This window comes from Friedmanniella luteola (genome assembly GCF_900105065.1).
Lineage (GTDB): Bacteria > Actinomycetota > Actinomycetes > Propionibacteriales > Propionibacteriaceae > Microlunatus > Microlunatus luteolus.
On sequence record NZ_LT629749.1, the window covers coordinates 1718595 to 1742052 of the forward strand.

The following is a 23458-nucleotide window of genomic DNA, read 5'->3' on the forward strand; positions in this document are numbered from 1 at the left end:
GGTGCGGTCAGCGGCGGGGGAGTGCCCGGCCGTCGGGCAGCGTGCGGCCGGCCAGCAGCGCGACCAGGGAGCCGCTGTCCGCGCGGACCGGCCGGCCGTCACCCCAGGCCCGGCCGGTGTCGGCGGCCTCGAGCCGGACGCCGGTCAGGTCGACCCCGAACCAGCGGCCCTCGGCGTCGACGAGCTGGTCGAGGACCGCGGTCACCGCCTCGGCCGGGGCCACCGCGGGCCGGCCCAGCGCGACCGTCACGTCGAGGCCGTGGATGACGGCGTGGCTCAGCGCTCCGGCCGCGCCCCCCGGCGGCTGCCACGCGTGGAGCACCGGCGACCGCAGCTGGTCGAGCAGCTCGGTTACGGGCAGCGCGGCGTCGCGGAGGGCCACGGTGTCGGAGAGCACCCCGAAGTCACCGCCGGCCGCCGCCAGCTCGGCCCCGAACGTCGCCGGAGTCAGCCGGGCCGGCATGGTCACGTGCGCGACCACGTGTCGCACCGACCACCCTGCGCACAGGCTCGGCGCCTCCCAGGTGCGGGCAGGGCCAGCGGTGAGGAGGTCGGCGAGTCCCTGGTAGGTCGGCGCGACCCAGGACTGGAGGTCGGTCACGACCGGGCCTCCTGCCCGAGGCGGGCCAGGTGCACCTCGAGCTCGTCCAGGGAGCTGGCGAAGCCGGCGCGCGCCTCGGGGCTCCGCATCGGCTCGGGGACGGCGCGCTGGTGGATGACCACCGCGGTCCGACCGTCGCCCAGGTCCTCCAGGGTGCTGGTGGTGTGCAGCCCCGTCGCCGGCTCGACCCAGGCCAGCCGCGCGGGCGGCTCGACCACGGTGAACGTGGCCACCATCCGGTGAGCGCCGTGCTCGCCGACCATCAGGGTCTCGAAGCGGCCACCCGGCCGGAGGTCGACCACGATGCCGTCGAGCGGCGTGGTCACGCCGCGCGGACCCCAGAACTGCGCGAGCTCGGCCGGTTCGGTGAGGCACCGCCAGACCAGCGCACGGGGCGCCCGGAAGACCCGTCGGTGCACGAGCTCGTCGTCCCTCACGGCTGGCCACCCTCCTGCACCCGCGTCAGGTGCGCCTCCAACCGGTCCATCCGGTCCGACCACGTGCGGCGGCTCTCCTCGATCCACGCGACCGCCGTCTCCAGGGCCGCGGGCTCCAGCCGGCACGGCCGGGTCTGCCGGTGCCGTCCCCGGCTGACCAGGCCGGAGCGCTCGAGGACGCCGATGTGCTGGGACACCGCCTGGAGGCTCATGGCGTACGGCTCCGCCAGCTCCTTCACCGTCGCCTCGCCCGTGCTCAGCCGGGCCACGATGTCGCGCCGGGTGCGGTCGCCGAGCGCGGTGAACAGGGCGTCGAGCTGCTGGTCCTCGACGATGGGCATGCGCTTATTCAAGCGATCACTTGATCACGTGTCAACGGGCGCACGGGCGGGTGCCCCGGCCCGGGGCGCTCAGTCGTCGACGACCGCTTCGCCACGCCGCTCGAGGTCGGCCAGACCCTCCCGCATCGCGCGGAGCTGGGCGGGCGGATGGCCGACCCAGTCCACGAGCTCGCCGACCACCTTGACCGGCTCGCGGGTGCGGTAGGAGCGGGTGGGGTTGCCGGGGAACCTCTGGTCGGTCAGGTTCGGGTCGTCCTCCAGAGCACCCTCGGGTTCCACGACGTAGATCCGGCCGGGGCCCTCACCCACGGCGAGCTCGGCGCCCCACGTGGCGGCGTCGAGGGTGGCGGTCACGTACACGTGGCCGGCCACGCGCCCGTCACCGAAGTTCGACACCCGCCCGGGGACCAGGAGGTCGCCCACCCGCAGGTCGGCCTTGGTGCCGTGGAACAACACCCCGGACTCGTGGACCTCGAACGGGACCGGCGGCTCCGTCACGCGCACCTCCAACAGGTTGGCTCGATGCTAGCGAACCAGCGGGGGGCCGCGGTGGTCCCGGGCGGCGCCCCGTCCGGGACCGCCGACCGGGAGGACTCGCGGCTCCCGTGGGTCCGGGCGTGGTGCGGGCTCGTGGTTCGAGCTGGCCCTCCTCCGGGTCGTCGTGGAGGGTGGCCGGTGAGGGGGCCAGCAGCGTCGCGGCCGAGGCACGGGTGAGCGGCGGAGCGGAGTTGCGCGGGGCAGGGCGGGCGTCCAGCTGGCGACCCGGTTTGCTCTGGCCGACGAGCATCCGGTATCCATGCTGCAGGTCCGGGCCGACGTGGTGTGACTACCGTCCCCGGTCTCAGGTCGGGGGCAGCACCATCACGCTTGGGGGACCTGTCCCCGACCGCGCCATCCGGGTCCGCACCGGGCCTTCCGTCGGAGGCCTCTGCCGCCGTCCGGGCCGCACCGGTGGGCCGTTCCGCCCCTGGCGCGCGGCTCCGCGGCGTGGCAGCCTCGCAGGGGTGTCGAGCTTGATCGAGCGGGCGCTGGCTCTCTGGGGCCGGCCGTCGCCACCGGACGTCGCCCTCGAGGCCTTCCGCGCCGTGTACGCCGACCCGGTGCTGGTCAACGGCGCACCGACCGCGCTGGTCGTCCTGGTCGAGCGCGCGCAGATGATGCAGGCGGCGTTCGAGGGCCTCCGGCACACCGTGCACGAGCAGGTCGAGGCGCCGGGTCGGCTGGCGTTCGCCTTCCGCCTCTCGGGCCGGCTCGTCGGACCGCTGGCCACCCCGCTCGGCGAGCTGGCCCCGACCGGTGAGCAGGTGGAGGTGGCGGGGATGGACATCTTCGTGGTCGAGGAGGGCCGGGTCACGGCGGTGTGGGCGCTGGCCGACCACCTGACGCTCCTCATGGACGTCGGGGCCGTGACGCCCCTCCCGCCGTCGTCGTCGCCGGCCGGAGCCGGACCCGGCCGGCCGGCCGCGCCGTCCGTCCCGCACCGCGGTCCCTGAGGTCCGTAGGGTCGGCGCATGGCACTGCAGCTCGTCCAGGTGGACATCAAGGCCGGGGACGACGCGTCGCTGGGCCGGTTCTGGGCCGCGGCGCTCGGCTGGGGCGTCTCCAGCGAGGGACCCGGGGTCACCAACGTCGAGCCGGTGGGGTTCGACTGGCCGGACCCCTCCGCTGTCTGCGTCGACGTGGTCACGGTGCCGGATCCGGAGACCGTGCGCTACCGCGTGCACCTCGACCTCGCCACCACATCGGCTGCTCACCACGCGGCGCTGGTCACGCGACTGCAGGAGCTGGGCGCGACGCCCGCCGGGCCGGCCCCGGGCGGCCCGCCGCGGACGGTGCTGGCCGATCCGGAGGGCAACCTCTTCTGCGTCCTCGAGCCGCGCGCGACCGACCGGGACACCGGGCCGATCGCCGAGGTCGTCCTCGACTGCGCCGACCCGCCCGCCCTCACCCGGTTCTGGGAGGCGGCGATCGGCTGGACCGTCCACGCGGTGTCGGACGACCACGCGCTGCTGCGCTCCGCCGAGGGGGTCGGCCCGTACCTGCGCCTGCTGCGGGAGCCGCACCTGCCGAACCCGTGGAGCCGCGTCCACCTCGACCTGCGGCCCCGCCCCGGGGACGACCAGGCCGCGGAGGTGGCGCGGCTCGAGGAACTGGGGGCGGCCCTCGCCGCCGGCGGTCGGACCGGGCATCCGTGGAGGGTCATGACCGACCCGGGGGGCCAGGAGTTCTGCGTCCTCGCTCCGGCCTGACCCGGCCCGCTCGTCCGCCTGCGCCTCCGGCGGGCACGGCCGCGGGCGACGGGTCGCCGGTGGCGGTCGGTGCTTGGATGGGTCGGTGACCCTCCGTGGACGTCCCGCCGGCGACTTCGACTACGAACGGCACGGGGCCGGTTACGCGTCCCTCCGCCGGCCGGACCCCCGGATCGCGGCCCGGGTCCACGCGGCCCTGGACCCGGCCCGGACCGTGCTCAACGTCGGGGCCGGGGCGGGGTCCTACGAGCCTGCGGACCGGTACGTGCTGGCCGTCGAGCCGTCGGCGGTGATGCGTGCCCAGCGCCCGGCGGGGGCGGCGCCGGCCCTCGACGCGGTGGCCGAGCACCTGCCGTTCGACGACGACAGCTTCGACGCCGCCCTGGCCACGATGACCGTGCACCAGTGGGCCGACGTCGACCGGGGCCTGCGCGAGCTGCGGCGGGTCAGCCGCGGGCCGGTCGTGGTGCTGACCGTCGACGCCCCGGCGCTGCAGGACTTCTGGCTGGCCGACTACATCCCCGAGGTCGTCGCGATCGAGCGGGCGCGGTTCCCGGCTCTCGACCAGGTGGTCGCCGCCCTCGGCGAGGGGAGCGCCACGGTCTCCGTCGACGTCGTGCCGGTGCCCCGGGACTGCACCGACGGGTTCGGCGAGGCGTTCTGGGCCCGCCCCGAGGCCTTCCTCCGTCCGGAGGTCCTCGCCGGCACCTCCGGTCTGGTCCTCACCGACCCGGGCGCGGTGCGGCGGGGCCTCGACCGCCTCGAGGACGACCTGCGCAGCGGCGCCTGGGACCGGACGCACGGACACCTGCGCGCCTTGGCCGAACGTGAGGGCGCCATCCGCCTCATCACCGCCCGGACCTGAGCGGGACCCTCGCTCGACGTCGGCAGGTGGCCCCGCGGGTAAGCCGCCGTTGCTGCGCAGCAGCTGGCCGCTGATCCAGGCGCCACGGGGGGAGAGCAGGAACCGGACGAGATCGGCGGTGTCCCGCGGGGGCGAGCCGACCTGTGGGCTGCTGGAGCAGACCCCCGGCGCGGGTGCGGTCTCACATCCACCCCGTGTCGACCGGTCCGGGGTTGATCACGTCGGTGCGCAGGCGCCGATCCCGCGCGGACCACCCATCCCCGTCACCAACGCCGTCGTCGTGACCCGGCCATCCTGGCCGGGCGAGTGGTCGCGGACAGCCGCTAGGTCATCCGGACACGGCGGAACGGCGACAGGGCGAGCAGCAGCGTCGAGAGGGCGAAGACCAGCGCGGAGACGCCGAGGGCCACCTCGAAGCCGAGCCGGTCGGCCACGAGGCCGGCGACGGGCGAGACGACCACGACGACGGCCCGGTTGAGCGAGCGCAGGGTGGTGTTGGTCCGGGCCTGGAGGGCGTCGGGGGTCAGGGCCTGGCGGTAGCTCATCTCGTGGGAGTTGCTCAGCCCCATCGCCCAGCCGTGGCCCAGCTGCCCGGTGGCCAGCACCGCGGCGGCGGCCCAGCCCGACGCCGGGAGGGCGGCGGCGATCATCACGCCCACCCCGACGGCTGAGGCGGCGTGGGAGCAGATGATGGTGCCGCCGGTGCCGAGCCGGTGGCCGACGGCAGTGCTCAGGACGGCTCCCGCGAGGGCGCCGACGCCTCCCACGGCCAGCACCAGGCCGAGCTGCAGGGCGGAGAGCTGCAGCTGCAGGAAGGCGTAGGCGGGCAGAGCCACCAGGAGCACGGCCTGGGCCGCGAACCAGACGTGGGTCGCCGCCGCCAGCCGAGCGAGTCCGGAATCCCGGTAGACCCAGCGCACGCCCTCGCGGACCTCGCCGACGAGGCGTCCCCGACCCCGTGCGGTCGACGGGACCGGCGCCGACCCCGACTCGCGGGGCAGGGTCGCGACCACGGCGGCCGAGAACAGGAACGTCAGCGCGTCGACCAGCACGGCCAGGGGCGCTCCGATCACGCGGACCAGGGCGCCCGCCACGGCCGGTCCCGCGGCCTGGGCCACGGCGCCGGCGCCGTCGAGGCGGGCGTGCGCACGCTGCAGCTGGGCTGCCGGCACCAGCCGGGGCAGGTACGACTGCGACGCCGCGTCGTTGACCAGCGACGCCGTGCCGACGAGGACGACGACGGGGAGCAGCAGGGCGAAGGTGAGGCGGTCGGCGCTCCAGGCGAGCGGGACCAGGGCCAGCAGGCCGGCCCGGGCGAGATCGCTCGCGACCATGACGGGACGGCGGCGTACCCGGTCGACCAGGGCGCCGACGACGAGCCCCAGGACCAGGTACGGCAACCAGCGCGCCGCGTTCAGCCAGCCCACCTCGACGGCCGTGCCCCCCAGCGTCACCACCACCAGGGTCTGCAGGGCCAGCAGGGTGATCCCGCTGCCGAAGCCCGACACGGCCTCACCCCACCAGAAGCGGGCGAACCCCGGGGCCAGGGCGTCTCGCGTCCTCCGGGCCACGGGCAGACTCTGGCAGACCTCCGGCCCCGGGGCCGCGCCGACCTTGCTCGACCCGCCACGGCGGCTCCGCGCGTCAGCCGACCAGCCGCGAGGGCCGGACGACGTCGAGGTCGACGCGTCCGGTGAGCCCGTCGACGCGCGCGAGGTGGTGCACCGGCCAGACCGCCCGGTCCCGGGCCGGGCGGAGGAAGAACGGCGTCCGCCACGGCGGTCGGTCCTCGCCGACGGGGAGGGGGTGCGGGTGGGTCCAGCTGCGGCGGGCGTCGATCACCAGCGGGTGACCCCGGGCCCGCTCCACCCGGCCGGCGAACGCGGCCGGCTCAGCACGACCCGCCGGGCGTGGTCGCGCTGGCGACGGGTGGGGTCGCGACGATCCGCTCGGATGGTCGTCCTCAGCGGCTTCTACCGGGGTCACGGACCGGGCCTGCCCGCCGTCGCACCGTCAGGACGGCGCGCGGAGCAGCCCGAGGACGCCGGGGACCAGCTGGGCGCCCAGCTGGCGGGCGGACAGGTCCGTGGTGCTGCGGTCGCGTTCGCGCTCCCACGCCGCGAAGGTGGTGATGACCATCCGGGCCATCTGGGCGACGCGCAGCGCGGCCGCGGGTTCGACGCCGTCGCAGGTGAGCTTCTGCAGCCGCTCGAGCACGTCCAGCACGGTCAGCAGGCCCACCTCGGCGGGCGCGTCCTGGAGGTTGGTCCTCAGCGCGGCCGTCAGCTGGAGCGGGTACCGCCGCAACGACTCCTCGTTGAAGCGGGCCCAGTAGCTGGGGGCCCGGTCGTCCAGGTAGGTCGCCAGAGGTCGCACGTAGACCTCGACCAGGTCCTCGAGCGACGGTGAGCCCAGGGCCTCCAGCATCGGCGCCCGGTGCCGGTCGACGGCGGCGCTGCGCCGGTCCCAGACGGCGGCGAACAGCGCGCGCCGGCTCCCGAAGTGGTACGTGATCGCCGAGTTGTGCCGCTGGCCGGCCTCCAGGATGATCGCCCGGTTGGCGGCTCCCGCCTCCCCCTTGAGCGCGACCAGCTTCTCCGCGGCGTCGATGAGCCGGTCCTGCGAACTCACGCTGGTCGAACTCGTGACGCCCGGCTGCATCCACTCAGCGTACTGGGGCAGAAAGGTGAGGCCGTGCCGGGCGACGGGTTGACCCCTGGGCCCGCTCGGTCAGCGGGTCGTCGTCGCCGCCGGTGAGACGTCGCCCCCCACCAGGTGACGCATCGCCGTCCGCACGATGGCGGCCCGCTCCGTCGCCGACTCCACCTGCTCCAGCCCGAAGCCCAGCAGCACGGAGTCCTCGGTGGTGACGGCTCCGGAGAGCAGGGCCTCGGACCGGACGAAGTCCACGCCGACCGTGGGGCTGCCGGAGGGCGGGCCGAGCACCGACCAGGCGCCCAGACCGGCCTCGAAGCCCTCGGCCTGGGTCGTCACGCCTCCGACCAGCAGGGCGGTGTCGTCGACGACGAGGCCGATCCCGCCCGTGGACGGGTCGCTCACGTAGCTGATCGACACCTCGACCTGCTGGCCGGCGTACGCGGACAGGTCGAAGGTGGCCTCCTGCCAGCCGCCGGAGCTGCCGGTCATCGTGTGCCAGGCGCCCGTGGTCCCGGTCGCGGTGCAGGGGTCGCCGGGGGTCAGGTAGTGCTCGAGGAACGGGTGCTCCTCGAGGAGGAAGCCGGCCTCGCACTCGGCCGGCAGCGCGGTGCTGGTCAGGCCGCCGGTCTCCGGCAGCGTCGTCCAGTCGTCGCTGCCCACCGGGTGGGCCTCGACGATCACGTGGTCGTAGCCCTCCTCGGTGTCGAACGACAGCTGGGCCGCCAGGCTGGGCGTCTGCGACGCCGTGACGTCGGTCAGGTCGAACGTGCGGGCCAGGCGCTGGTAGGCGTCGTCGACGTGGACGACGCCGACGTACGTCTCGCCCTCCACCGGGTCGAAGGCTCCACCGGCCGCTCCCTCGTAGCCGCCGGCGGCTTCGCTGGCGAACTGGGGGAACCGGCCGGGCGGCAGCACGGCGCTGGTGGGCACGAAGGTGCCCGGCTCGTCGAGGGGGTTGGCCACCGCTGCCGGGCCGCCGAAGGTGCCCACGGCACCTGCGAGGTCGCCGGCACCGGTGAAGGCCAGCGGGTTGGGCGCCGTCGCCCGGGAGTACGCCCCGAGGTAGTACTGGTAGAAGTCGTCCGCGAGGAGCAGGCAGTCGGAGAAGATGTCCTGCGTCACCACGCAGTCGGCCTCCGGCGCCCCGTCCAGCCCGTAGTAGATGCCGCCGATCGTGCTGCCGAGGGTCCCGGAGTATCCGGCCGTCTCACCCGCGTGCAGCAGCTTGCCGCCCTCGTTGAGGTAGTCCCGCACCGCCAACGTCAGGTACTGCTGCCGCTCGGCCACCGCCGCGTCGGGCACCTGGGAGGACCCGATCTGCGTCAGCGCGTCCTCCGGGTCCTGCGTGAGCCGGTTGTCCCCGAGATACCAGAGCACGGTGGTGAAGTGGCTCAGCACGCCGAGGTCGTGCGGCACACCCTGGGCCGAGACGTCCCAGACCGAGGCCTCGTAACCGGCCGCGTCGAGCGCGGCGACGTGCGCGTCGGCGTACTCGGGACCGGTACCCGTCGGCGTCTCCTGCGGGTTGACCCCCTCGTAGTCCTCGTTGGGGAGCACCAGCACGGGGTTCCGGGTGTCCTCGGCCAGCCGGTAGGTGAAGGACGCGCTGGCCTTCGTGCCCTGACCCCGCCGGTGGCCGGTGAACCAGACCTTCACGTCGTCGCCCGGGTCGGCACCGCGGACGACGCCGCGGTACTCCGCGTAGTAGACGTCCGCCTCGTCGCCGTACCGCTCACCGCCGCGCCACTCGCGGACCCGCGCGGTGTGGGTCCGGCCGCCGTTGATCGAGTACTGCATCCTCAGCCTGCGCAGGTCGCGCCGGGCCGTGACGGCCACCGGCTGCGGGTCGCCGTAGGAGGTGGTGAAGCTGTCGACGGCGAAGTCCGGTGCCGTCCGCCCGACCACCGACACCGGGTCGTCGGGGTCCGGCGCCGACCGGGCCACGGCCAGGGCGAAGGGGAGGTTCTTCTCGAACTCCGCCTGGACCAGCGCCTCGGAGTCCGGGAAGTTGAAGACGCTCTCGCAGTCCTCCGGTGAGAAGGCGTCGTCGGGGTCGACGGCGCTCGCCGTCTCGCAGGTGGACATCTCCGGCGTGAACGCGAGCGTGCCGTACCGGTTGTGCGCGTGCTCGGTGGTCTCGCCGTTGGTGGTGTAGAGCTCGGCGGCGATGTCCGGGTCGTAACCGGGCACCGCAGGGCGGGCGTCGTCCCCGGCCAGTGCCTCGTACAGCAGGTCGTCGGGGGTCGGCGTGGCGACCTGCCAGCCGACGCCGTAGAGCAGCAGCTCGGCGGCCGAGTGGTAGTTGACCTGGAACTCGAAGCCGACCCGGCGCATCAGGCCGTCCAGGGCCCGTGTCTCCGGCTCGGAGGCCGGGGACGGACCCCGGTAGGTCTCACCGGTCGGCGAGGGGGAGGAGCCCTCGTCGTCGTAGCCCCACCGGTAGGGGAAGTTGCGGTTGAGGTCGACGCCGTCGAACGCGGTGATGGCCCCGTCCCCGTCGTTGTCGCGCAGGTTCTTGCGCCACAGCCGGTTGCCCTCGGTGAAGGTGTGGTCGTAGCCGTCCGGGTTCGCGACCGGCACGAACCACAGCTCGGTGCGGTCGACCACCCGGTGGACGGCGGCGTCGCTGGCGTACTGCTCCAGCACGTGGTGGAGCAGCCGCCGGTTCATCTCCGGGGTGATCCACTCGCGGGCGTGCTGGGCGGAGGAGTAGAGGACGGCGGGCCGGCTGCCGTCACGCACCCGTCGGGCGTTCTTGGTCACCTTGACGGCCAGGATGTCCTGGCCCTGCACCGTCCGGCCGATCCTCACCAGCTTGGTCAGCCGGGGGTACTGCCGGCTGAGGGCCACCAGCTCGTCGCGGAGACCGCCCGCCTCGCTGTACGAGCGGAAGACCGCGTGCCCGCTGGCGTTCTGCTCGCTGAGCCGCTGAGAGACCCGGGTCCCCGCCACCTCCTTCTCGGTGAGCTCGACCCCGATCGCCTCCAGCTTGGCGGCCTGGCGCCGCGACAGGACGACCTCGACGCGGAACTTGTCACCGGCCCGGCCGCGGCTGACCAGCTCCTCGCGGTCGAGACCGAGGTCGCCGACCTCCCCGAGCTGGTCGGCGGTCAGCTCCCCGACGTAGACCGTCGGGCCGGGTTCCGTCGTGGGGGCCGCCGATGCAGGGGGCGCGCTGCCCAGGGCGGTGGCGACCAGTGCGCCGATGACGAGCAGGACGACCTTGCGCCGCATGGCGACACCTCCCCGACGCGCGGCCCCGGTGCAGCGCGGTCCCGCGCCACCCTTCTCGCCCGGGCGATCCCTGTCAATGGCCTGTGGACGCGACGGGTGGTGGGTCAGCTCCGCGCGGAGCCGGCACCCGCTCGGCTCGGCCCGCGCTCGTGGGCCAGCAGCCGCGGGTGCGGGGGAAGCTCGTCCGGCTGCTCGCCCCGGTCGGTTCCCAGCCGTGCTCCTCGGAGCACCGCCGCGCTCGCCGGTTCTCCTCGAGCACGCGCAGCTCCAGGGTGCCCGTCGACGTGCGGACGGCAGCGAGCAGGCGTCGTGGACGCGGGAGGCGAGCCCGGTTCCCCCGCTGCTCGAGACGGTGCCGAAGTGCCGGAGCTCGCGGCCGCGCAGGGCCGCGAACCCCTGGATCGCGCCGTCGTCGTGGGCGGCGAGGTGGACGTCCAGCGCGGGGTCGGCCATCTCGGAGCGCCACCGGGCGGCGAGCACGTCCCGCGGGAAGGGCTGCGCGTCCCGCGGGCAGAGGTGGCCGAGGCCCAGCACCGCACCCGCCTCCTCGACGTCGAGGAGGGCCTCGACGTCAGCCGGGGTCGCAGCACGCAGGACCACCCCTGCACTCCCACGGCCGGCCGGCGACCGGGGCGAGCGGGTCGTGCCGCGCCTGGTCGGCCCGTGGTCGACGCGAGCCGCGGTGCGGGGGGGTCAGGGGCGCTGGGCCGCGGCGCGGTCCGGTGCGGCCATGTCGCCCGTCCCCGGCGTCCCGCCGCGGAGCCCGTAGCGCAGGTGCACGACGCCCTGCGGGCTCGCGACCGGCGGCTCGAGGAGCGTGAGGTTCGTCGGCACCGCGCCACCGTCGAACACCTTCTTCCCCACGCCGAGCAGGATCGGGTGCACCCACAGGTCGAGACGGTCGAGCAGCTTCTCACGCAGGAGGGTCTGCAGCAGGTCGAGGCTGCCCACGACCTTGACGTGCTCGTGCCGCTCACGCAGGTCCCTCACCGCCGTGGCCAGGTCGGGTCCGAGCTGGCTGGACCCCTGCCACCCGAGGTGGGGCCTGCCGCGGGACGCCACGTACTTCGGGATCCGGTTGAACAGCGTCGCGATGTCGTCGTCCTGGCCGCCCTCCTGGTGCGGCCAGTACGCGGCGAAGATCTCGTAGGTGCGCCGTCCGAGCAGGAGGGCGTCGGTGCCCTCGTACGCCGCGGCGACCTGGGCCCCGGTCACGTCGTCGAGCAGGGGCGCCTGCCAGCCGCCGAAGTCGAAGCCGACGGGGTCCTCGTCGGGGCCGCCGGGCGCCTGCGCGACGAGGTCGAGGGTGGTGAACAGCTCGACGTGGATGAGGCCCATGCTCTGCTCCCAGGTGGTGGTGGGTGTGGTGGTGGTGGTCGGAGGGCAGACCCGCGGGGACGGGCGGACTCATCGCTCCGCCCCACCCGGCGCTGCGTTCAGGGTCGGACCCACACCGACACGTGCTTGGTGCTCGCCGGGGTCAGCTCGGACCGGTCCCAGTCCGCCCACCGGTGGCGGAGCTCCAGCCCGGCGATCCGCGCCATGAGGTCCATCTCGGCCGGCCACGCGTACCGGAACGGGATCCGGCGGAAGTGCCCGGACCCGTCCGCCGACACGGTGACGTGGTTCGACGTGAACTGCTGGGTCACGACGTCGTACTGGTCGAAGCCGACGTAGCCGCCACCGCCGGCTGCCGGGGCGACCGTGAACGGGACGGTGTCCTGGCCGGGCGGCAGCCGGCGCAGGTCCGGCAGCCCGACCTCGACGAGGAACAGCCCCCCGGGCCGCAGGTGCGCCGCCGCGTTGCCGAACACGGCGACCTGCCCCTCCTGGGTGGTGACGTTGCTGAGGGTGTTGAACACCAGGTAGACCAGCGAGAAGGCGCCCGGCACCCGGGTCGACGTCATGTCGCCGATCGTGACCGCCACGGCGTCCCCGCCCGGCTTCTCGGCGATCCGGGCCGCCATGGCGCGGCTCAGCTCGATGCCGGCGACGGACAGCCCGCGCGCCGCCAGCGGAGCGGCGATCCGACCGGTCCCCACGGCGAGCTCCAGCACGGGACCGCCGTCCGCCAGCTCGGCCAGCACACCCACGGCAGGCTCCACCACCTCCGGCGCGTTCGCCCCGCCCGGCTCGTCGTAGTCCGCGGCCACGCTCGCGCCGAACCAGCCATCAGCCGGGTCGTCGCCTCGAGGTGCGGAGACCGCGCCCTGCGCGTCCGGCGTCTCGTCCATGGCCCCGCACGCTACCCGTCGCCTTCCTCCTGGGGGTGCTCCTCCTCGCCTCCGTCGCCCTGGTGCTGGTGACCCGGGTCCGGCTGCCCCTTGCCGGGGGCCGACGCGGTGACGGTGGGGGGACCGGAGCCGGACCGGCCGTCCTCGGGCCAGGCCGCGGTGCTGCTGGACGACCAGGACGGACGTCGTCACCTCCGGGCGCCAGCGACCGGTGCTGACCCTCACCCCCCGCCGACGTCGCCGACACCGCTCCGCGTCGGGCCCGCTCGGAGTCGGTCGTCGAAGTCCGAGCGGGGGAGCGGCTCACCGGACGCCAAGCCCTGCTGGCCCTGCTGCTGCCCTCGGCGGGCAACCTGGCCCACGTCCTGGCGCTCCGGACGGCCGGCAGCGAGGCCGCGTTCGGCGCCTCCGAGCGTCTCGTCGGCTCGGTCGCCGAGCCGCTCGGGTGAGTGCCGATCAGCCGAGGGCCTCCCCGGTGGTCGAGACGCGCACCTCGCGCGGGCCGTCCTGCGGTCGGGGGTCCCGTCCCCGAGCTGAGCGGCGATCCGGCCGCGGAGCGCGGCCCGGGCCTGCGCTCCGTGCTTCCACGGATGACGGCGGTGTCGCTGCGGGCCGACCCTCGAGACGGGGGCGTGGCCGCGACCGTGGCGGGCCCACCACGAGCAGAGGAGCGGCGATGCACGACACCCGGACGGACCCTCCGCCGACGTCGGTCGGGACCGGACCCGGCGCGGAGTGGCACCGCGTCGCACCGTGCGCCGGTTGGGTCGGGGCGGTCGCGCTGCTCGTCGGAGCCTTGCTGTTCCTCGTCGACGCCGCCGGCGTGCTGGCTCCCTGGCCGGAGTTCCGTTCCACCACCGCCGGGTTCGAGGCCGACCTGGCGACCTACTACGTCGCCTACCTCGAGCGCCAGCACGACGTCCTCTGGGCCGTCGTCGTCCGCGACAGCCTGCTGCCGCTCGGCTTCCTGGCGCTGATGGTGCTGTTCCTGGCGGCGGGGGCCCTCGTCGGCTGGCGACGACCGGTCGCCCAGCTGGCCGCGCTGCTCTGCGTCGTGGGCGGTGTCCTGCAGATCGTCAGCGACACGGTGTTCCTGGGTCAGGTGGCCGTCTGGCGCCAGGACGGCTGGCCGGCCGACCCGCCGGGCCCGGTGGTGGCGCTCGGCCGGTCGTCGGACGCCGTGGACCTGGCGACGGGGTACGTCGAGGCGGCCGGGTTCGTGGTGCTCGCCGGCGCCCTCGTCTGCCTGGCTCTGCTGGTCCGGGGCCGCCCGGACCTACCGGGCTGGCTCGGGTGGCTCGCGTCGGCCGAGGCCGTGGGGATGCTGGTCCTGGTGGTCGGTCGAGCGCTGGAGAGCGACCTCGTCTTCCAGGTCGGGGCGCTGGCGACGGGCGTCGCCGTCGGGCCTGCGCTCTTCGCCTCCCTCGGGCACCACCTGGGCCGCGCCGCCCGCGACCACTGACCGAGCTCGCGGCGCTGAGAGCGCTGCCCCTCCGCGCCCCGGGTACGGGGTCCCCTCAGTGCTGGCGGGTCCCGCCCCGCCGCGGCACCAGGTGCAGGACCGCGACGACGAGCGCGCCGACGGCCAGCCCGATCACCGCGGAGGCCAGGGTGTTCGCCAGCCAGGCGAGCACCCCGCCGACGCCCGCGACGCCGGCCACCGCCTCCTCGGCGGCGTGCACCAGGGCGTAGGGGCCGTGCCAGCCCAGCTCGTCGGTGCCCACCAGCAGGATGTGCCCGCCGACCCACAGCATGGCCGCCACCCCCACCGTGGACAGCACCGCCAGCAGCCGGGGCATGCCGCGGACCAGCAGGAGGCCCACCCGGCGGGCGGTGCCGGAGTCGCGCTCGGACAGGTGCAGGCCCACGTCGTCCATCTTCACGATCAGCCCGACCACGCCGTAGACCAGCAGGGTGATGCCGATCGCCACCACGACGAGGATGACGGCGCGGGACAGCAGCCCTTCGTCGGCCACCTCGTTCAGCGAGATGACCATGATCTCGGCCGACAGGATGAAGTCCGTGCGGATGGCCCCCTTGACCATCACCTGCTCCTGCTCGGCGCCCTGGACCGCCGCCGGCTGCTCCCCGGGCGCGGCGTGGTGCCCGGTGATCTTCTCGTAGAGCTTCTCGGCGCCCTCGAAGCAGAGGTAGGTCCCGCCGATCATCAGGACGGGCGTCAGGACCCAGGGCAGGAACTGGCTGAGGACCAAGATCACCGGCAAGATGATCAGCAGCTTGTTGCGCAGCGAGCCCATGGCGATCCGCTTGATCATCGGCAGCTCGCGGTCGGCGGCGAAGCCGTGCACGTAGCGCGGGGTGACCGCGGCGTCGTCGACCACCACCCCGGCCGCCTTGACGCCGGCACGACCGGCGGCCACGCCGACGTCGTCCACGGAGGCGGCCGCCAGCTTGGCCATGGCCGCCACGTCGTCCAACAGGGCGGCGAGACCGCCGCTCACGGACGGGGACGCGATCGCTCGATCATGGGGTCACGCTAGCCGCCCGGGCGGACCGCTCCCGTGCGCCCGGCGCTCGGGGCGTCGCCTGGGGGGCTGCGGTCAGGCGCCGGCCGACGGTGCGGTGGTCAGGAGGCCGGCCTCCTGACGGTCGATCCAGTCCAGGGTGACCGTGGCGACGTCGCGCCAGCCGGAGTCGATGGTCAGGGAGTGGCCCCGTCCCTCGATCACCTGGTAGTCGGTGACGGAGGGGTTGTCGGCGTAGAGCTTGAGGACGGCCTCCGTGACAGACCGGGGCACGGTGTGGTCCTCGGTGCCCGAGATCAGCAGGAGCGGCCCCCGGACGGCGTGGTGGGAGTCGACGGCGGCGGGGGAGTTGCGGCTGAAGTTGGCCCCGGCGTCCTCGAAGAGCGGCCGGCCGGGTCCCGGGATGGTCCACTGCTGGTGCAGGGCGTCGGACTCGGCCTCGCTCAGGGCGTTGCCGAAGCTGTAGCGGAACTGCTCGGCGGTCAGGGAGACGGTCCGCTTCCTGTTGGCCGGGTTGCCGAGCACCGGGAGGCCGGACCGCAGCTGGGCGAAGGGCAGGACCTTGACGCCCTTGATGGGAGCGGGGTCGATGGCGACCGCGGCCGCGGCGTAGCCGTTGGCGAGGAGCTCCTGCGCGATGAGCCCGCCGAAGGAGTGCCCCACGACGACGGGTCGCACCGGCATGGCGTCGACCAGGTCGGCGTAGTGCCGGCAGATGTCGAGGATGCCGATGCCGTCGAGGGCGCTGGGGTCGTCGCGGGTGGCCTGCACGCTGGGTCCGTCGCCGGGCCAGCCGGGGGCCGACGTGGGGTGGCCGGCGGCCTCGAAGAGGTCCTGCCAGGGCTGCCAGGCGGCGCTGTGGATCCACAGGCCGTGGATGAACAGCACCGGGTGCGGGTGGCTGACGGTGGGCTGGGTCATGCGGGCTCCTTCGGTGAGGGGGGCGGGACACGGCGGCAGGGGCGGCTCACGACGCTGGCGACCTCGGGGGCGCGGGACCTGAGCCGGGAAGCGTCTCAGAGGGTGGGGACGAGGCCTCCGTCGATGGCGAGGTCGGCCCCGGTGATGTTGCCGGAGCGTTCGCTGGCCAGCAGCAGGACCAGGTCGGCGATCTCGGCGGGGCGGGTGAAGCGGCCGGTGAGGCTGCCCGAGGCGGCCTGTGCGGCGATGTCGGCGGCATCAGCGCCGACGGAGCCGGCGAGCGTCTGGGCCACCCCGTGCTCACCCAGCCACAGGTCGGTCTCCACCGGGCCCGGGCTGATGGTGTTGACCCGGATGCCGGCCGCCGCGACCTCCTTCGACAGGGACTTGGAGAAGTTGCTGAGAGCGGCCTTGGCGGCGGAGTAGTCGATGACCAGCGGGTCCGGGAGGTAGGCGTTGACCGAGCTGATGGTGATGACGCTGCCACCGCCGCGTCGCCGCATCTCGGGCAGCGCGGCCCGGGTGGTCCGGACCGCCGCCAGCAGGGTGAGAGCGAGCGACGCCACCCAGTCGTCGTCGGTGACGCTGAGGAAGCCGGCCGGTCGCGGGGTGACGGCGCCGACGTTGTTGACCAGGATGTCCACCCCGCCGAGCTCGGCGGCCCGGCTGACGAGGGCCTCGGGACCAGCGGCCGTGGTGAGGTCGACCGGGACGAAGACGACCTGTTCGGGCGGGAAGCGCGGCAGGTCGGGGCCCGGCGCCCGGGCTCCGGCGACCACCTGGACGCCCTCGCCGACCAGCGCCGCCGTGACGGCGAGCCCGATCCCCTTGCTCGCCCCGGTGACGACGGCGATCTTCCCGTTCAGCTGGAGGTCCATGGCAGCCCGATCTGCGCGTGCGGTGTACACCCGCGCGGCCGGCGGCAGCGCGGGCTGCCGCTCGAGGGCTGGGCGTCGGTTCGAAGCTGCCAGACCGGGTACCCAGCGCTGCATCGCGCGCGGATCAGCAGCTCGGTCCCGGTAGACAGATCCGTCTATCTACTACGTCGGTGCGAGTATGGAGCACGGGCTCGGGCGTTGGCAAGGGGGGAGGACGACCATGGCAGGCACCAGCACCACCTCCGGGGACGGCGCCCGACCGGCGTCGAAGCCGTCGGCGGCGCGGGAACGGATTCTCGCCACCGCGAGCCGGCTCTTCTACGGCGTCGGGATCCGGGCCGTCGGCGTCGACCGCGTGATCGCGGAGTCCGAGGTCGCGCGGATGACCTTCTTCCGCCACTTCCCCAGCAAGGACGACCTCGTGGTGGCGTTCCTGGACCGTCGGGTCGAGCTCGCCCGGGACGAGCTGGCGCAGCTCCGGGAGACGGCCGGGGCCGAGTGGCCCCGGGCCGTCCTGGCCTGGGTGGCCGACGGGGTGGCGACGGCACGCGAGACCGAGGGCTTCCGGGGCTGCGAGTTCATCAACACCGCTGCCGAGTTCTGCGACCCGGACCACCCCGTCCGCACCATCGCGGCCCAGCACCGGGCCTGGATCCGCGACCAGATGCGGGAGGCTCTCACCGAGCTCGGCCACCCCACGCCGGCCAGCACCGCGGAGCAGCTCCTCATGCTCCGCACCGCGGCCGTCATCGCCGCCTCCCTCGAGGGCTTCGAGGACCCCGACCGGACCTTCACCCGCACCTGGTGGTCGCTGGTCGCCTGACCGGCGACGCCGCGCTCAGCCGGCGAGCTGGTGCTCCACCGCGGAGCTGTCGGCGCCGTCGGACTCCTCGATCTGCAGGGACCCGCTGAGGCCGGTCAGCCGCCCGCTCCCGGAGTCCGGCCCGATCGTCACCTGCAGGCTGGACCCGCCGCTCTCGGCGAACCCGCCTGGTCCCCACCGGGGTCCGGGGGCAGCGACCGTGCACGCTCGTCCAGCAGGGCGATCGACCCTGCTCGGGGACGGTCACCCGGGAGGCGTCGGCACCGGCCCCTGGAAGGCGCTCGTCGGGCTGCCGGCCCGCTCAGCCCGCGCCAGGGTCCGGAGGGCGGCGCCGGGACCGTGCTGCTGGGCCGACAGGATCGCCAGCAGGGCCAGCACGGGGTGGGTGGTGTCGTCGTCGAAGGCGGGTGAGGGCCGCGCCACGCTCGCCGCGAGGTCGTCGGCGTGCACGACGACCTCCAGCAGGCGCACGACGAGGAAGTCGTCGGTGGCCAGCGAGCAGTCCTGCCAGGGCACGTAGGTCACGGCGCCTGCCGCCGAGACGGCGGCCGGGAGCGCGGCCCGGGCCTCACGCAGGACGGCCAGCGAGTGCGCCGGCCCGTCGGCGGCCATCGCGTTGAAGTCGTCGCGGATCGAGGTGTTCTCAGCGGCCTCGACCGGGGCGGTGAACCAGTCGGTGCGGCGGTAGAGCTCGGCCAGGGACACCACGGGGGCGTGGGGTGGCGGCGGCTGGATGCCCAGGAACTCCACGGCGCACTCGGGTTGGCTCACCAGGTGCCGGGTGAGCCCCCCGACGGTCAGCCCCGGCAACGACGACTCATGCTCCCAGGCGGCGGCGACCTCGGGCGCCGCCACGAGGTCGGCGAGGGCGTCGGTGGCGCGCAGGAGGGCGTCGCGGTCGAGGGTCCCGGCGAAGGTCAACGGCATGGGCTGACCCTAGCCAGCGGGGCCGACCAGCGGGCGGTCCTGCGGGGAGCTGTTGCCGGCGAGGAGGCGCCGTGGAGTGGGAATGGGCTCGCCCCGGCCCCCTCCGGTATTCCTGCACCCGGTCGGCGCTCCTGCGCCCGTTGCTCGGGGTGCAGCAGCACCGACGGGGTGCAGCAGCACCGACGGGGTGTGGACGGGCCGGGCTCGGGCTCCGCTGAGGCTCGTATCTGCCGCGCCGGAGCCGCCTCCACCCAGGTGACGTCGACCGACGTCACCGACCTGAGGAGGAAACATGGCCGACGAACCAGTTCCCTACGACGTGCTCGACCAGGTGATCGGGACGCGTGAGGCCTTGGCCCCCGTGCCCGACGCCGTGATCACCACGACCCTGTTCATCCCCGGACGCGAGCCGGCGCCCGAGCGCCGGGCCGTGGCGGAGGTGCGACCGACCTTCGTGGCCGACCGCGACACCCGCCTGTTCCGGGTCGACCTCGACACGCCCCGCACCGCGATCGGCGTGCACGCCTTCGCGCCCGGCGTGGAGGGGCAGCGGCTCTCGAAGCGGCGCAGGCTGCTGCGCGAGGAGGACCACCAGGAGTCCCTGACCGGGTTCCTGCCCGACCACCTCGCCCGCCGGCTCCGGCCGGACGACCTGCCCGAGCAGCTGCGCACCAAGGTCAAGTTCGACCCCCTCGCCGCGCTCGACGACACCAAGTGGGCCACCACCGTCTTCGCACCCGAGGACCGGACCACCTTCAGCGACACGGCGTTCCCGTGGTGCACGACGGGCCGGGTCGAGACCTCGAACGGGGGCTGGGCGTCCGGCGCGATGGTCGGGCCGCGGCACCTCCTCACCTGCAGCCACGCCATCGGCTGGATCGCGAACCCGGACCCCGACGTCGCCGGGTGGATCAAGTTCATGCCGTCCTACTTCGACGGCAGCACGCCGTTCGGCTCGGCCTGGGGCACCCACATCTACTGGGAGGAGCAGGTGGAGGGGCCCACCATCGAGGGGACGGAGGAGCGCAACGACTACGTGGTCGTCGTCCTCGACCGTCCGGTCGGGGAGCTGACCGGCTGGATGGGCTCCCGCACCTACGACGACTCCTGGGACGGCGGCACCTACTGGAGCCACGTCGGCTACCCGCAGGACATCAGCGGGGGCAGCCGGCCGACGTTCCAGGGGAACTTCGCCCTGGACGGGGACGACGACCAGCCGGCCACCAACCAGGTGATCCGCCACCAGGCCGACGTCATCCCGGGCCAGTCCGGCGGACCGATGTTCGGGTGGTGGCGCGACGAGCCCTGGCCTCGCCTGGTCGCCGACCAGAGCTGGCAGAACGTGAGCACCAACGGGGCCTCGGGCGGCTCGCGGATGGTCGACCTGATCATCCGGGCCCGCAACGACCACCCCTGAGGGCGGCCCGCGCTGGAGGGTCAGCCGTAGCGGTGGCTCTTCTCGGGGTGGCCCGCCTCCCGGGTGCACTCCCGGCCGTTCATGGACTTGTGCCCGCAGCGCTCGCCGGTGGGCGCAGCAGCGGCCGGAACAGCCTTCGCAGCCTGGACGGGCTTGGTCCGCCCAGCCACCGGAGCGGCAGCGGCCGGGGCCGTCGGTGTCCCGGCGGCCGCGGCCGCGGCCGCCTCGCGGCGGGTGGGCCCGCTGGCGTTGTCCCGGGCGTACCTGGCCTCACGCATCGCCCGCTGGGCGTCGAGCTTGCTCATCGTCGACTCACGCGGAGGAGCCTACGACGCCCCACCGACACCGCCCGACGTGGAGAGGCCCCAGCTGCCCGGCCCGGCCGGGCCGCGCCGGGCGAGCCGGCTGCTCAGGCTCCGACCGGCTCCGCGACGGGCGCGTCGAGCGGCTGCAGGGCGGCCGGGTGGGCGTGCGCGAGCGAGAGGCCGTGGCCCCGCCGGCGGAACACCACGGCCGCGAGCAGGCCGCCGAAGGCGAAGAACCCGGCGCACCACCAGTAGGCGGTGGCGTAGCTCTGCACCGTCGCGGCCGCGCCGACCGCGGCCGTGACGGGGCCGTGCGAGGCGAGGTAGTGCGTCGCTGCCGTCGCGGCGAGGGTGTTGAGGAGCGCCGTGCCGATCGAGCCGCCGATCTGCTGGCTGGTGTTCACCAGCGCGGAGGCGACACCGGCGTACTGCCGGTCCACGCCCAGGGTGGCGGTCTGCATCGACGCGGGCATGATCGTGCCCATCCCCGCGCCCATGAACATCAGCGGCACGAGCAGGGTGGGTGCGTAGGCGCTGTCGACGTCGAGGCGGGTGAACAGCACCATCGCGGTCACGGCCAGCGCCATGCCGATCGGCACCATGACCTTCGGGCCGAAGCGCGGCACGAAGACGTTGGTCGAGAGCTGGGCCGCCAGCACGAGCATCACGATCATGGGCAGGAACGAGACGCCGGTGCGGATCGGTGAGTAGTGCAGGGTCTCCTGGACGTAGTAGGTGACGAAGAGGAACACCCCGAACATGCCGACCGCGGCGATCAGCACCGACGCGTAGGCCGCGGTGCGGTTGCGGTCCCGGAGGATCACCAGCGGCAGCAGCGGGTGCGCCGCCCGGCGCTGCCAGAGCACGAAACCGACGAGCAGGATCGCGGCACCCCCGAGGAAGCCCCACGTGCCGGGGGAGCCCCAGCCGTCGGACTCGGCGTTCGAGAAGCCGTAGACGAGCCCGAAGAGGGCGCCCGAGACGAGCAGCGTGCCGGGCACGTCCAGCTTCGGGCGCGGGCCCGTGCGGTGCAGGTTCGGCACCAGGAACACGGCGCCGACCACGGCGACGACGGCGATCACGTCGTTGATGTAGAGGTTCCAGCGCCAGTCGAGCTTCTCGGTCAGCACGCCGCCCAGCAGCAGGCCGATCGCGCCGCCGGCGCCGGCGAGGGCGCCGAAGACGCCGAACGCCCGGGCGCGCTCCCGCGGGATCGTGAAGGTCGTGGTCAGCACGGCGAGCGCCGTCGGGGCCAGCAGCGCGGCGAACACGCCCTGCAGGGCACGGGCCGCGACCAGCAGGTCGAAGGACTGGGCCGCACCGCCCAGCGCGGAGGCGGCGGCGAAGCCGACCAGGCCGATGATGAACATCCGCTTGCGGCCGACGAGGTCGGAGAGGCGACCGCCCAGCAGCAGCAGGCTGGCGAAGGCGAGGGAGTAGGCGGTGACGACCCACTGGCGGTCGCCGTTGCTGAAGCCGAGGTCGGCCTGGGCCGAGGGCAGCGCGATGTTCACGACGGTCGCGTCGAGGACGACCATCAGCTGGGCGAGCGCGACGACCGCGAGGGTCCACCAGCGGCGCGACGACGGCTCGGGCTCCGCCGTGCTCGGCAGCGGGGCGCTCGCCGGCGGAGCGCCGGCGGGAGGAGTGGAAGGAGGCATGGGAGGAGGCATGGGAGGAGCCTATACGGTACTGGTCAGTTCCGGAACCATTCGGTTCCAGAACTTCGTCGTACCGTATGCTGGTCCTCGATGCAGAAGGAGACAGCCGCGATGGCGCAGCAGGATCTGGTCCGGGACGGGCGCGCCGGCGAGGTGCAGGACGCCGACGACGGCGTCGAGGACGACCAGCCCGCGAAGCTGGGGCGCAAGCGCGACCACACCCGCGACGCGGACATCCTGCAGGCCGCGATCGACGTGCTCGCGGAGTGCGGGTACGAGCGGATGACCATCGACATGGTCGCCGCCCGGGCCAAGGCCGGCAAGGCGACGCTCTACCGCCGCTGGTCCTCCAAGGCCGAGCTGGTGGTCGACGCCATCGCCTGCATGAAGCAGGGTGAGTTCACCCCCGACAACCTCCCCGACACCGGCACGCTCCGCGGGGACCTGCTCGCCATGATCCGGCCGCACTCGCTCGAGGAGAGCGAGCGCAAGCTGCAGGTGATGGGCGCCGTCGTGTCCATGCTCTCGCGCGACCCGCAGCTCGCCGAGGCCGTCGGCCTGGCGATCACCGAACCGCGCACGGCGGTCAACCGCGCCCTGATGCAGCGGGCCGTCGACCGGGGCGAGGTCGGGCCCGACGCCGACATCGAGACCATCGCCCAGATCGGGCCCTCGATGGCCGCCTACCGCACGCTCGCGCAGCGCAAGCCGGTCGACCGCGCCTTCCTGGTGTCGATCATCGACGGCGTGGTCCTGCCGGCCCTCGGCCTGCGGCCCGGGGGCTGACGCGCGGTCAGCGGCGGCCCGGGCTACAGCTCCGGCAGCGAGGGCCAGCGCGTCGACGCCCAGTGCGACCAGGTCCGGTGACCGGGCGGGACCGGCGGGATCGGGGCGCCGCTCAGCTCGTCCTCGTCCGGCACCTGGAACACCCCGTGCCACCCCTCCAGCTCGGTGTCGTCCATCTGGAACTGCCCTGGCTCGCTCGCGTAGCGGCTGGTGACGCGCCGGCGCTGCTCCGCGTAGTCGATCGGCAGGTAGACGACCTGGGCGACGATCCCCAGCGAGGCCGCGATCGACCGGAGCGCCGAGCGCTCGTCCCGGCCCCACAGGCCGAAGTCGAGGACGACATCGACCCCCAGCTGGGCGGCGCGCATCCCGACCTCCACCAGCTTGCCCTCGATCCGCTCCCGGTGGTCCACGCGCTCCGACGAGCGCCACCGCGTCGGGCTGTCGTCGCAGAAGATCGCCCTCTGCCAGTCGTCGGGGGTCAGCCGGAGGGCGGACTCGCTGACCTCCAGCTCCTTCGCCCGGGTGGTCTTCCCGGCTCCGGGCAGACCGACGATGAGGTAGAGGGTCACCCGGCAACGCTAGTCCCGCCCGGGGGCCGGGAGCTCCCGCCGGTGGGACCCGCCGGCAGCACC

24 protein-coding genes are annotated in these 23458 nt (G+C 74.3%); 7 read left to right on the forward strand and 17 right to left on the reverse strand.

From position 1 onward, the window contains the following. Positions 1-7: 7 nt before the first annotated feature. The 4 genes from BLT72_RS08110 to arr all read right to left on the reverse strand — a co-directional run bounded on the left by BLT72_RS08110 (position 8) and on the right by arr (position 1877). Complete coding sequence (locus BLT72_RS08110) at positions 8-601, reverse strand: maleylpyruvate isomerase family mycothiol-dependent enzyme (RefSeq protein ID WP_091411845.1); 594 nt, start codon at positions 599-601, stop codon at positions 8-10. Then, positions 598-1038, reverse strand: a complete 441-nt coding sequence (locus BLT72_RS08115; protein ID WP_157720354.1) for an SRPBCC family protein — start codon at positions 1036-1038, stop codon at positions 598-600. Before BLT72_RS08115 ends, BLT72_RS08110 begins: the two co-directional genes overlap by 4 nt. Then, positions 1035-1379, reverse strand: coding sequence for an ArsR/SmtB family transcription factor (locus BLT72_RS08120; protein ID WP_091411850.1), 345 nt, complete (start codon positions 1377-1379; stop codon positions 1035-1037). Before BLT72_RS08120 ends, BLT72_RS08115 begins: the two co-directional genes overlap by 4 nt. 69 nt (positions 1380-1448) lie before the next feature. Next, on the reverse strand, positions 1449-1877 hold the full coding sequence (gene arr, locus BLT72_RS08125) for an NAD(+)--rifampin ADP-ribosyltransferase (protein ID WP_091411852.1): 429 nt from the start codon (positions 1875-1877) through the stop codon (positions 1449-1451). Between the two features lie 506 nt (positions 1878-2383). On the opposite strand from arr, the gene BLT72_RS22150 reads away from it, so the two are divergent. The 3 genes from BLT72_RS22150 to BLT72_RS08140 all read left to right on the forward strand — a co-directional run bounded on the left by BLT72_RS22150 (position 2384) and on the right by BLT72_RS08140 (position 4493). Then, positions 2384-2872 (forward strand): ester cyclase, encoded by a 489-nt coding sequence (locus tag BLT72_RS22150; RefSeq protein ID WP_157720355.1) that lies wholly within the window; start codon positions 2384-2386, stop codon positions 2870-2872. An 18-nt stretch (positions 2873-2890) separates the two neighbouring features. Further along, positions 2891-3628, forward strand: coding sequence for a VOC family protein (locus BLT72_RS08135; protein WP_091411857.1), 738 nt, complete (start codon positions 2891-2893; stop codon positions 3626-3628). Between the two features lie 85 nt (positions 3629-3713). Continuing rightward, a complete protein-coding gene (locus tag BLT72_RS08140; RefSeq protein ID WP_091411859.1) occupies positions 3714-4493 on the forward strand; it encodes a class I SAM-dependent methyltransferase in 780 nt (259 codons plus the stop codon). A gap of 323 nt (positions 4494-4816) precedes the next feature. Here BLT72_RS08140 and BLT72_RS08150 read toward each other — a convergent pair whose 3' ends face one another. From BLT72_RS08150 to BLT72_RS08175, 6 genes are all read right to left on the reverse strand, one after another. Continuing rightward, positions 4817-6064, reverse strand: a complete 1248-nt coding sequence (locus BLT72_RS08150) for an MFS transporter (RefSeq protein WP_197677234.1) — start codon at positions 6062-6064, stop codon at positions 4817-4819. Positions 6065-6137: 73 nt separating this feature from the next. Beyond that, a complete protein-coding gene (locus BLT72_RS08155; RefSeq protein ID WP_091411861.1) occupies positions 6138-6362 on the reverse strand; it encodes a hypothetical protein in 225 nt (74 codons plus the stop codon). Positions 6363-6506: 144 nt separating this feature from the next. Further along, the gene (locus tag BLT72_RS08160; RefSeq protein ID WP_157720356.1) at positions 6507-7124 is read right to left on the reverse strand and encodes a TetR/AcrR family transcriptional regulator; all 618 of its coding nucleotides are present in this window, start codon (positions 7122-7124) and stop codon (positions 6507-6509) included. A gap of 99 nt (positions 7125-7223) precedes the next feature. Next, complete coding sequence (locus tag BLT72_RS08165; protein WP_091411865.1) at positions 7224-10385, reverse strand: M14 family metallopeptidase; 3162 nt, start codon at positions 10383-10385, stop codon at positions 7224-7226. A gap of 693 nt (positions 10386-11078) precedes the next feature. Next, positions 11079-11723 carry a dihydrofolate reductase family protein gene (locus BLT72_RS08170; protein ID WP_091411867.1) on the reverse strand — a complete coding sequence of 215 codons (645 nt, stop codon included), beginning with the start codon at positions 11721-11723 and terminating at the stop codon, positions 11079-11081. Between the two features lie 98 nt (positions 11724-11821). Continuing rightward, positions 11822-12619, reverse strand: a complete 798-nt coding sequence (locus BLT72_RS08175; protein WP_091411870.1) for a class I SAM-dependent DNA methyltransferase — start codon at positions 12617-12619, stop codon at positions 11822-11824. Between the two features lie 676 nt (positions 12620-13295). Between BLT72_RS08175 and BLT72_RS08180 the strand changes: the two genes are divergently transcribed. Continuing rightward, the gene (locus BLT72_RS08180) at positions 13296-14081 is read left to right on the forward strand and encodes a hypothetical protein (protein ID WP_091411873.1); all 786 of its coding nucleotides are present in this window, start codon (positions 13296-13298) and stop codon (positions 14079-14081) included. 55 nt (positions 14082-14136) lie between these two features. On the opposite strand, the gene BLT72_RS08185 is transcribed toward BLT72_RS08180, so the two are convergent. From BLT72_RS08185 to BLT72_RS08195, 3 genes are all read right to left on the reverse strand, one after another. Continuing rightward, complete coding sequence (locus BLT72_RS08185) at positions 14137-15081, reverse strand: DUF808 domain-containing protein (protein ID WP_091411875.1); 945 nt, start codon at positions 15079-15081, stop codon at positions 14137-14139. Positions 15082-15180: 99 nt separating this feature from the next. Next, the gene (locus BLT72_RS08190; protein WP_091411878.1) at positions 15181-16026 is read right to left on the reverse strand and encodes an alpha/beta hydrolase; all 846 of its coding nucleotides are present in this window, start codon (positions 16024-16026) and stop codon (positions 15181-15183) included. Positions 16027-16121: 95 nt separating this feature from the next. Beyond that, positions 16122-16904, reverse strand: coding sequence for an oxidoreductase (locus tag BLT72_RS08195; RefSeq protein ID WP_091411881.1), 783 nt, complete (start codon positions 16902-16904; stop codon positions 16122-16124). 220 nt (positions 16905-17124) lie between these two features. On the opposite strand from BLT72_RS08195, the gene BLT72_RS08200 reads away from it, so the two are divergent. After that, on the forward strand, positions 17125-17727 hold the full coding sequence (locus BLT72_RS08200; protein WP_172826041.1) for a TetR/AcrR family transcriptional regulator: 603 nt from the start codon (positions 17125-17127) through the stop codon (positions 17725-17727). Between the two features lie 243 nt (positions 17728-17970). Here the strand turns inward: BLT72_RS08200 and BLT72_RS08205 are convergent, their stop codons facing one another. Beyond that, positions 17971-18654, reverse strand: a complete 684-nt coding sequence (locus BLT72_RS08205; RefSeq protein WP_091411885.1) for a maleylpyruvate isomerase N-terminal domain-containing protein — start codon at positions 18652-18654, stop codon at positions 17971-17973. 292 nt (positions 18655-18946) lie between these two features. On the opposite strand from BLT72_RS08205, the gene BLT72_RS08210 reads away from it, so the two are divergent. After that, the gene (locus BLT72_RS08210; protein ID WP_157720357.1) at positions 18947-20071 is read left to right on the forward strand and encodes a trypsin-like serine peptidase; all 1125 of its coding nucleotides are present in this window, start codon (positions 18947-18949) and stop codon (positions 20069-20071) included. Between the two features lie 20 nt (positions 20072-20091). Here BLT72_RS08210 and BLT72_RS22705 read toward each other — a convergent pair whose 3' ends face one another. Next, positions 20092-20376 carry a hypothetical protein gene (locus tag BLT72_RS22705; protein WP_091411888.1) on the reverse strand — a complete coding sequence of 95 codons (285 nt, stop codon included), beginning with the start codon at positions 20374-20376 and terminating at the stop codon, positions 20092-20094. Positions 20377-20480: 104 nt separating this feature from the next. After that, the gene (locus BLT72_RS08220) at positions 20481-22049 is read right to left on the reverse strand and encodes an MFS transporter (protein ID WP_231930437.1); all 1569 of its coding nucleotides are present in this window, start codon (positions 22047-22049) and stop codon (positions 20481-20483) included. A gap of 78 nt (positions 22050-22127) precedes the next feature. On the opposite strand from BLT72_RS08220, the gene BLT72_RS08225 reads away from it, so the two are divergent. Next, entirely contained in the window at positions 22128-22823 is a 696-nt protein-coding gene (locus tag BLT72_RS08225; protein WP_197677235.1) for a TetR/AcrR family transcriptional regulator, read from the forward strand. 23 nt (positions 22824-22846) lie between these two features. Here the strand turns inward: BLT72_RS08225 and BLT72_RS08230 are convergent, their stop codons facing one another. Then, complete coding sequence (locus BLT72_RS08230) at positions 22847-23395, reverse strand: P-loop nucleotide/nucleoside kinase family protein (RefSeq protein ID WP_091411893.1); 549 nt, start codon at positions 23393-23395, stop codon at positions 22847-22849. Positions 23396-23458 lie beyond the last annotated feature (63 nt).

Bases quoted from the DNA above. Each gene is read 5' to 3' on its own strand.
- BLT72_RS08120 (WP_091411850.1), bottom strand. From the start codon at position 1,379: ATGCCCATCGTCGAGGACCAGCAGCTCGACGCCCTGTTCACCGCGCTC.
- BLT72_RS08135 (WP_091411857.1), top strand. From the start codon at position 2,891: ATGGCACTGCAGCTCGTCCAGGTGGACATCAAGGCCGGGGACGACGCG.
- BLT72_RS08165 (WP_091411865.1), bottom strand. From the start codon at position 10,385: ATGCGGCGCAAGGTCGTCCTGCTCGTCATCGGCGCACTGGTCGCCACC.
- BLT72_RS08170 (WP_091411867.1), bottom strand. From the start codon at position 11,723: ATGGGCCTCATCCACGTCGAGCTGTTCACCACCCTCGACCTCGTCGCG.
- BLT72_RS08175 (WP_091411870.1), bottom strand. From the start codon at position 12,619: ATGGACGAGACGCCGGACGCGCAGGGCGCGGTCTCCGCACCTCGAGGC.
- BLT72_RS08180 (WP_091411873.1), top strand. From the start codon at position 13,296: ATGCACGACACCCGGACGGACCCTCCGCCGACGTCGGTCGGGACCGGA.
- BLT72_RS08190 (WP_091411878.1), bottom strand. From the start codon at position 16,026: ATGACCCAGCCCACCGTCAGCCACCCGCACCCGGTGCTGTTCATCCAC.
- BLT72_RS08195 (WP_091411881.1), bottom strand. From the start codon at position 16,904: ATGGACCTCCAGCTGAACGGGAAGATCGCCGTCGTCACCGGGGCGAGC.
- BLT72_RS08200 (WP_172826041.1), top strand. From the start codon at position 17,125: ATGGCAGGCACCAGCACCACCTCCGGGGACGGCGCCCGACCGGCGTCG.
- BLT72_RS08205 (WP_091411885.1), bottom strand. From the start codon at position 18,654: ATGCCGTTGACCTTCGCCGGGACCCTCGACCGCGACGCCCTCCTGCGC.
- BLT72_RS08210 (WP_157720357.1), top strand. From the start codon at position 18,947: ATGGCCGACGAACCAGTTCCCTACGACGTGCTCGACCAGGTGATCGGG.
- BLT72_RS22705 (WP_091411888.1), bottom strand. From the start codon at position 20,376: ATGAGCAAGCTCGACGCCCAGCGGGCGATGCGTGAGGCCAGGTACGCC.
- BLT72_RS08220 (WP_231930437.1), bottom strand. From the start codon at position 22,049: ATGCCTCCTCCCATGCCTCCTTCCACTCCTCCCGCCGGCGCTCCGCCG.
- BLT72_RS08225 (WP_197677235.1), top strand. From the start codon at position 22,128: ATGCAGAAGGAGACAGCCGCGATGGCGCAGCAGGATCTGGTCCGGGAC.